Origin of the sequence: Cellulomonas sp. RIT-PI-Y (assembly GCF_025642745.1) — a bacterium.
In the GTDB taxonomy this organism is placed as follows: domain Bacteria; phylum Actinomycetota; class Actinomycetes; order Actinomycetales; family Cellulomonadaceae; genus Cellulomonas.
Genome location: NZ_JANZKP010000040.1, coordinates 25,546 through 32,579, shown reverse-complemented (window position 1 = coordinate 32,579; position 7,034 = coordinate 25,546). Strand labels below are relative to the sequence as shown.

Below are 7,034 nucleotides of genomic sequence, written 5' to 3'. Positions count from 1 at the left end.
CCGGGACGGCCGGCAGCACCTCGGTGGCGTCGGCGACCGGCTCGGGTTCGACCCGCGGCGCGGCGCTCGGCTCGGCTTCGACCCGCGGCGCGGCGCTCGGCTCCGGCGCGGCGACCCGCTCCGGGGTGCGGGGCTCGGCCGCCCGCTCCCGCCGACGGCCGGGACGGCCACCGGACCCGTCCGCGCCCTCCGACGCCGTGCCGCGCACGCGACCGTCCAGCACGATCCGCGACGCACGCACCACGCCCTCGGTCACCGGCAACGTCTGGTCCTCGGTCCGCTCGGGCGCCCCGTCGGCGCGCAGCTCGACCCGGTCGGCCGCCGCGTCGCTGTCCTCGGTCCACAGCACCACCTGCGGCGCACTGCGACGCTGCTGCTCGCCGGAACGGGTGGTCACGATCGCGACGTCACCGCGCAGCGCGGTGTGCAGGCCCTCACCCGCCACCCGCACCGCGGCGAAGGGACGCAGTCCGGTGATGCCGTCGGCCAGCAGCGACTCCAACGGGCGCCCCAGGCCCTCGCGCTCACGTAGCGCGGACCACACCGCCCGCACCACGGACTCCGGGGTCGCCGGGTGCAACAGCACGGCCATGTCGCCGGACACGACCCCGTACCACTCGCCAGGGGTGTACTCGGGCACGGTCACTGGTCCTCCACCTTGTTGCGCGGTCGCGGGATCGTCGCGCCGTCGACACTGTCGTCCCACTTCCCATCGGTCGGAACACCCGCCAACGCGAGCCATCCGGGCGCATTCTCCGGACCGGAGTACGCATCGACCACCACGGCGGTGGTGTTGTCCCGCCCTCCGGCCTGCACGGCGAGCCGTACCAGGGCGGAGGCGGTCTCGGCCGCATCGGCCCCGTCGGCCATCACCGCGGCGATCTGCTCCGCGGTCAGCTCGTTGGTCAGGCCGTCCGAGCAGAGCAGCACGCGGTCGCCCGGACGAGCGGGCAGCAGCCAGTAGTCCGGCTCGGGGTCGCTGCCGGTGCCGAGCGCCCGGGTCAGCACGTGCCGCTCGGGGTGCTGCTCGGCCGCCTGGCGCGTGAGCTGCCCGGCGTCCATCAGTTCCTGCACCACCGAGTGGTCGACGCTGATCTGGCTCAGCTCCCGGTCGTCGCCGGACCAGCGGTACACCCGCGAGTCGCCGACGTTGAACACCAGCCAGTGCGCGGTGCCGTCCCGGTCGGCCAGTGCGACCCCGGCGACCGTGGTGCCACCCTCCCGCCGCTCGAAGGTGCCGCGGATCCGGGCGGCGGCGCGCTGGAAGCAGCCCTGCAGGTCGGCGGGCTCGACCGCGGTCAGCCCGGCGGTCTGCGCGAACTCCTCCACCGCGAGCCGGCTCGCGACGTCGCCCGCCTCGTGGCCGCCCATGCCGTCGGCCACCAGGAACACCGGCGGGTGGGCCAGCAGCGCGTCTTCGTTCAGCGCGCGCACCCGCCCACGGTCGGTGGCCGAGCCCCAGGTCGTCCGCATCACTCCCCCGTCCCCGGCTGTCCGCCGGTCAGATCCCGAGCTGGTACACGCCCCAGTAGGCCAGCACCACCAGCAGCACGGCGCAGGCGACGCTCGTCCCCCACACCGCCACATGTCCGACCACCCCCTGCGCCAGCGGGCGGCCGATGCGCCTCAGCGTGCGCATCCGGTCGATCACCAGCACGGCGGCCACCACGGCGACCATGCCGAGCAGTCGCACGCCGAGCCACCCACCTTGCACCACCCAGCCGTTGCGTTCGTAGTCGAGCGCGAGCCTGGCGACCGACAACAGGTACCAGACCAGGGCGACCACGGTAGCGATCGACGCGGCGGACAGCAGGGTCAGCCGCCGGGTCAGCGGGACGTCCCGGCCCTCGTGCGGCGGGTGCTTGCGCCAGACCCGCCAGCCCACCGCCGCCCATCGGGACGCCGGGAGCAGCACGGCGACCGCGACCGCGCCGATGATCAGCACCAGCAGCAGGCCCCCGTCCCCGAGCCAGCGCGGCTGCGGCACCGGCTGCGCCAGGTAGAGCTGCTCCGGCTGGGCGCCCGCGATCCGCGGACTGGCGTGCGCGGTATCCGGCAGCCCGAGCACCCACTCGCTCAGGTCCCGCAGGAACGCGGTGGACACGGTGCCGTCGATCCGGATGCCGTGGTCGGCCCCGCCGTAGTACCGGAGCGTGTAGTCGCTGTTCCCGGCGATCGCGATGTCCCGGATCAGCTGCTCGGCACCCTGGATGATCGGCATCGACTGATCGGCGGTGCCGTAGACCGCCAGCACCGGCTGGGTCATCTGCCGCTGGTACGGCGCCACGTCGAAGTCCACGTACTCGAAGCCCCCGCCGGGCAGCTGCATGCCGACCGAGCGCGGGATCGCCCGGAACACCTGGTCCGGCACCCCGGTGTTCCGCAGGTACTGGTCCACGGCGAACGCGGCCTGCTGGCGCGGCGGCACCACCGGCGCGGACACCAGGACCACGAAGTCGACCGCGGCCCGCTCGGACGCCATCACCGGTGCGATCCAGGCGCCCTCGCTCTCCGCGTAGATGCCCACCCGGGTGGAGTCGACCTCGGGCAGCGCGCGCAGCAGGTCGAAGGACACCAGGTAGTCCTGGGCCATCGCCACGTAGTCCCGGTGCCGCATGGAGTAGGTGTCCAGCCGCTTGTCCGGGACCATCGTGGCCACGCCCGCCTCGGCGAGCGCGTAGGCCTGGTCCACGAACGCGTCCTCGAACTTCCCGGTCCCCGCGCCGTGCACGAACAGCACCGCGGGCACCGGTCCCGAGGCGCCCACCGGCGTGAGGATCCGCGCCTGGACGACCGCGCCGTCCAGCTGCACCTCCACCACCCGGGTGTCGACGTCGTACTGCTCCAGCTCGGGCGCGTCCCCGATCGCGGTGGAGGCCGACTGCACGGTCAGCGGGTCGGTCACCGGCAGCGGACGCCACTCCGGGCCCATCAGGGACCCGATCACGGCGAGCAGGATCGCCCCCGCCAGCACGCCGCCGAGCACCCGGTAGAACGTGTCCCGGCGTGGCGGACGCGGGCGCTGTGCCCCGGCGGCGTGCTCCGCGTCCCGTACCAGCCGTCGCCGGTGCCGCTCGGGGCTCTCCCCCGGGCGTGGGGACGCGTCGTCGCCTGCCGTCATCAGAATCCCAGGCGTCCCAGCTGCTTCGGGTCGCGCTGCCAGTCCTTGGCCACCTTCACGTGCAGGTCCAGGTACACCCGGGTGCCGAGCAGCGCCTCGATGCCGCGGCGCGCGTCGGTGCCCACCTGACGCAGCCGCGACCCGGCACGACCGATCACGATCGCCTTCTGCGAGTCCCGCTCGACGTACAGGTTCACCCGGACGTCGACCATCGGGGCCTCGCCCTCGCCGACGTCGCGCGGGAGGATCTCCTCCACCTGGACCGCGAGGGAGTGCGGCAGCTCGTCCCGGACGCCCTCCAGTGCGGCCTCCCGGACCAGCTCGGCGACCATCACGGCCTCCGGCTCGTCGGTCAGCTCGCCCTCCGGGTACAGCGCGGGTCCCTCCGGCAGGTAGCCGGTCAGCAGTTGCTCCAGCTCGGCGACCTGGTAGCCGTCCTGCGCGGAGACCGGGATGATCTCGGCCCAGTCGCCCAGCTCGGAGATGGCCAGCAGGTGCTCGGCCAGCCGCTGCTTGCTCACCAGGTCCGCCTTGGTCGCGATCGCGACCACCGGGGTGCCCCGGCGTCCGCGGCTCAGCTCGGCCAGCTGCTCCGCGATGAACCGGTCGCCCGGCCCGACCTTCTGGTCCGCGGGCAGGCAGAAGCCGATCACGTCCACCTCGGTCAGGGTGTCCTTGACCAGGCTGTTCAACCGCTCGCCGAGCAGGGTGCGCGGCCGGTGCAGCCCCGGGGTGTCGACCAGCACCAGCTGGGCGTCCTCCCGGTGCACGATGCCGCGGATGGTGTGCCGCGTAGTCTGCGGACGGCCGGAGGTGATCGCCACCTTCTGGCCCACCAGGGCGTTGGTGAGGGTGGACTTGCCGGCATTCGGCCGTCCCACCAGGCAGGCGAAGCCGGAACGATGGGTCACCTTGCGGACCTTTCCTCTGCGTTGCTCTCCGCGACGGTCTCCGTCGTGGACTCCTCCGTACGCTCCGGGTCCGGAACGCGGCTGACCAGCACCCTAGCCACTCGCTTGCGGCGGCCCTCGGTGCCCTGCGCGACCAGGCGCAGGCCGTGGATCTCGCCCGCCGAGCCCGGGATCGGGACCTTGCCCAGCGACTTGGCCAGCAGACCGCCCGCGGTGTCGACGTCGTCGTCCTCCACCTCGATGCCGAACAGCTCGCCCAGCTCGTCCCGTCCCAGCCGGGCCGGGACCAGGAATGTGCCGCCGCCCAGGTCCTCGACCTGCGGGGCGGAGGGGTCGTGCTCGTCGGTCAGCTCGCCGACGATCTCCTCCAGGGCGTCCTCGATCGTCACCAGCCCGGCGATGCCGCCGTACTCGTCGACCACCATCGCGATGTGCGAGGCACCCGCCTGCAGCTCGCGCAGCAGCTCGTCCACCGGCTTGGACTCCGGAACGAACACCGCCGGGCGCACCACGGACACCGCCGGGGCGTCGACCGAGGCCGGGTCCTCCTCCATCCGGCGGACCAGGTCCTTGAGGTAGACCACGCCACGCAGGTCGTCGACCTGATCGCCGATCACCGGCACCCGGGAGTAGCCGGAGCGCAGCAGCAGGGACAGCACCTTGCGCAGCGGGGTCTGCTCGCCGGTGGTGATCATGTCGGTGCGCGGCACCATCACCTCACGGGTCAGGGTCTCGCTCAGGCCGAGCACGGAGCGCAGCATCTCGCGCTCCTCGTCGTCGATCGCGTCCCGGCCGTCCCGTTCCACCATCTCGCGCAGCTCGCGCTCGTCCAGATCCGACCCCGGCTCGGCGATCCGCAGCAGCGGGCCGATCACCCGGCGCACGCCGGACAGCAGGCGCGCGGTCAGCCGGAGCACCGGGACAGCCCGGCGCTGACCGACCGACCGCGGGCTCAGCCGGGCCAGCACCACGGTGAGGAAGGCACAGGCCACCACCGCGATCACCAGCTCCAGCGACCAGGCCAGGGTGCTGGCGGCGATCGCCAGGGTGATGCAGACCGCGGCGACCATCTCGCACAGCAGCCGCAGGGTGCCCGCGGACGAGGCCACCCGGGCCCGGTCCTCGCACAGCGCCTCGATCCGGGCCGCCGCCGGGTGCCGGGACGCCGACAGATCGGCGACCTGACCGCGGGACACCCGCAGGATCGCGGCCTCACCGGCGGACAACAGGGCCGCCACCAACAGCGCCAGCACCGCCAGCGTGATCAGCAGCCCGATCGGGACCTCGTGCATCGACCCGTTCACCGACCGGCGAGGAAGGTCAGCAGCAGATGTCGCTGCAGCGCGAACATCTCCTTCTCCTCCTCCGGCTCGGCGTGGTCGTAGCCGAGCAGGTGCAGGATGCCGTGCGTCGTGAGCAGCAGCATCTCCTCCGCGGTGGAGTGACCGGCGGTCCGGGCCTGCTCGACGGCGACCTCCGGGCACAGCACCACGTCACCGAGCAGACCGGCGGGGGTGGGCTCGTCCGCACGGCCGGGGCGCAGCTCGTCCATCGGGAAGGACAGCACGTCGGTCGGACCGGGCTCGTCCATCCACTTGACGTGCAGATCCGTCATCACCTCGGTGTCGACGAACAGGATCGACAGGTCGGTCTGCGGGTGCACGTGCATCTGGTCCAGGACGAACCGGGCCAGTGCGGCGAACTCCGCCTCGTCGACCTCGTGGCCGGACTCGTTGTTGACCTCGATGCTCATCTCGGGGTCTCCGCGCGATCGGAGGCGCAGCGAGCGATGTCGTGGGGTGGGTTCATGACTTCGTGTCCCAGCGTGCGTAGGCGTCGATGATGTCGCTCACCAGGCGGTGACGGACGACATCGGAGGAGGACATTCGGCAGAACGCGACGTCGTCGACGTCCGCCAGGATCGATTCCACCACCCGCAGGCCGGACTGGGTGCCCGAGGGCAGGTCCACCTGGGTCACGTCGCCGGTGACGACGATCCTGGACCCGTAGCCGAGTCGGGTGAGGAACATCTTCATCTGCTCGGCCGAGGTGTTCTGCGCCTCGTCCAGGATGATGAAGGAGTCGTTGAGCGTGCGCCCGCGCATGTAGGCCAGCGGCGCGACCTCGATCGTGCCGGCCTCCATCAGCCGCGGGATCGAGTCCGGGTCGACCATGTCGTGCAGCGCGTCGTACAGCGGGCGCAGGTACGGATCGATCTTCTCCGACAGGCCGCCGGGCAGGAAGCCGAGCCGTTCCCCCGCCTCGACCGCCGGACGGGTCAGCACGATCCGGTTCACCTCCCGGGCCTGCAGCGCCTGCACCGCCTTGGCCATCGCCAGATAGGTCTTGCCGGTGCCCGCCGGGCCGATGCCGAAGGTGATCGTGTTCCGGTCGATCGCGTCCACGTAGGACTTCTGCCCGGTGGTCTTCGGCCGGATGGTCCGCCCCCGACCGGAGAGGATGTTCAGGGTCAGCACGTCGGCCGGGCGGGTGTCGGTGCCGGCGGTCAGCATCGCCACCGACCGGGTCACCACGTCCGGGGTCAGCGGCGTCCCGGCGCCGGCCATCTCGACCAGCTCGTCCACCAGCCGGGCGGCCAGCGCCACGTCACCGGCCGGACCGGACATCCGGATCTCGTTGCCGCGCACGTGCAGGTCGACGGTGCGGAAACCCTGCTCGATCGCCCGGAGCACCTGGTCCTGGAGTCCGAGGAGCTCGACCATCGACACCTGGGCGGGGACGGTGATCCGGTGCTCGACCCGTGCGGGCGCCGCCACGGGCGGGCGGGCGGATCGCTGCTGCTGCGGTGTGGATTCGGCCATGTGCTCGGCTTGCGCCGTCGCGCTCCTTCGGTGGTGGGGACGATCGATCATGGAGTTTACCGGGCGGTACGGACAGCCCGCCCCCGGACCACCCGACCGTGCACACCCTCGCCCGAGAACCTGCCGAGTGCGAAGAAGTCGTCGCGCTTCGGGCGATATGGGCGACAGCTTCTTCGCACT

Annotated in this window: 7 protein-coding genes; all 7 read right to left on the bottom strand. The window is 72.4% G+C overall.

All coding sequences use genetic code 11. From position 1 onward, the window contains the following. Positions 1 to 646 (bottom strand): hypothetical protein (locus tag OGL89_RS12515; protein WP_263120481.1); only part of this gene is annotated, 646 nt, incomplete at its 3' end. Then, positions 643 to 1,434, bottom strand: coding sequence for a protein phosphatase 2C domain-containing protein (locus OGL89_RS12510; RefSeq protein WP_263120480.1), 792 nt, complete (start codon positions 1,432 to 1,434; stop codon positions 643 to 645). The genes OGL89_RS12510 and OGL89_RS12515, both read right to left, overlap by 4 nt. A gap of 67 nt (positions 1,435 to 1,501) precedes the next feature. Next, the gene (locus OGL89_RS12505) at positions 1,502 to 3,121 is read right to left on the bottom strand and encodes an acyl-CoA thioester hydrolase/BAAT C-terminal domain-containing protein (RefSeq protein WP_263120479.1); all 1,620 of its coding nucleotides are present in this window, start codon (positions 3,119 to 3,121) and stop codon (positions 1,502 to 1,504) included. After that, the gene (era, locus tag OGL89_RS12500; RefSeq protein WP_263120478.1) at positions 3,121 to 4,032 is read right to left on the bottom strand and encodes a GTPase Era; all 912 of its coding nucleotides are present in this window, start codon (positions 4,030 to 4,032) and stop codon (positions 3,121 to 3,123) included. The genes OGL89_RS12505 and era overlap by 1 nt, the downstream gene beginning before the upstream one ends. Then, the gene (locus tag OGL89_RS12495; RefSeq protein ID WP_263120477.1) at positions 4,029 to 5,324 is read right to left on the bottom strand and encodes a hemolysin family protein; all 1,296 of its coding nucleotides are present in this window, start codon (positions 5,322 to 5,324) and stop codon (positions 4,029 to 4,031) included. Before OGL89_RS12495 ends, era begins: the two co-directional genes overlap by 4 nt. A gap of 8 nt (positions 5,325 to 5,332) precedes the next feature. Continuing rightward, complete coding sequence (gene ybeY, locus OGL89_RS12490) at positions 5,333 to 5,785, bottom strand: rRNA maturation RNase YbeY (RefSeq protein ID WP_263120476.1); 453 nt, start codon at positions 5,783 to 5,785, stop codon at positions 5,333 to 5,335. Between the two features lie 52 nt (positions 5,786 to 5,837). Beyond that, a complete protein-coding gene (locus OGL89_RS12485) occupies positions 5,838 to 6,854 on the bottom strand; it encodes a PhoH family protein (protein WP_263120475.1) in 1,017 nt (338 codons plus the stop codon). Between the last annotated feature and the right edge of the window lie 180 nt (positions 6,855 to 7,034).

Bases quoted from the DNA above. Each gene is read 5' to 3' on its own strand.
- OGL89_RS12505 (WP_263120479.1), bottom strand. From the start codon at position 3,121: ATGACGGCAGGCGACGACGCGTCCCCACGCCCGGGGGAGAGCCCCGAG.
- OGL89_RS12495 (WP_263120477.1), bottom strand. From the start codon at position 5,324: ATGCACGAGGTCCCGATCGGGCTGCTGATCACGCTGGCGGTGCTGGCG.
- ybeY (WP_263120476.1), bottom strand. From the start codon at position 5,785: ATGAGCATCGAGGTCAACAACGAGTCCGGCCACGAGGTCGACGAGGCG.
- OGL89_RS12485 (WP_263120475.1), bottom strand. From the start codon at position 6,854: ATGGCCGAATCCACACCGCAGCAGCAGCGATCCGCCCGCCCGCCCGTG.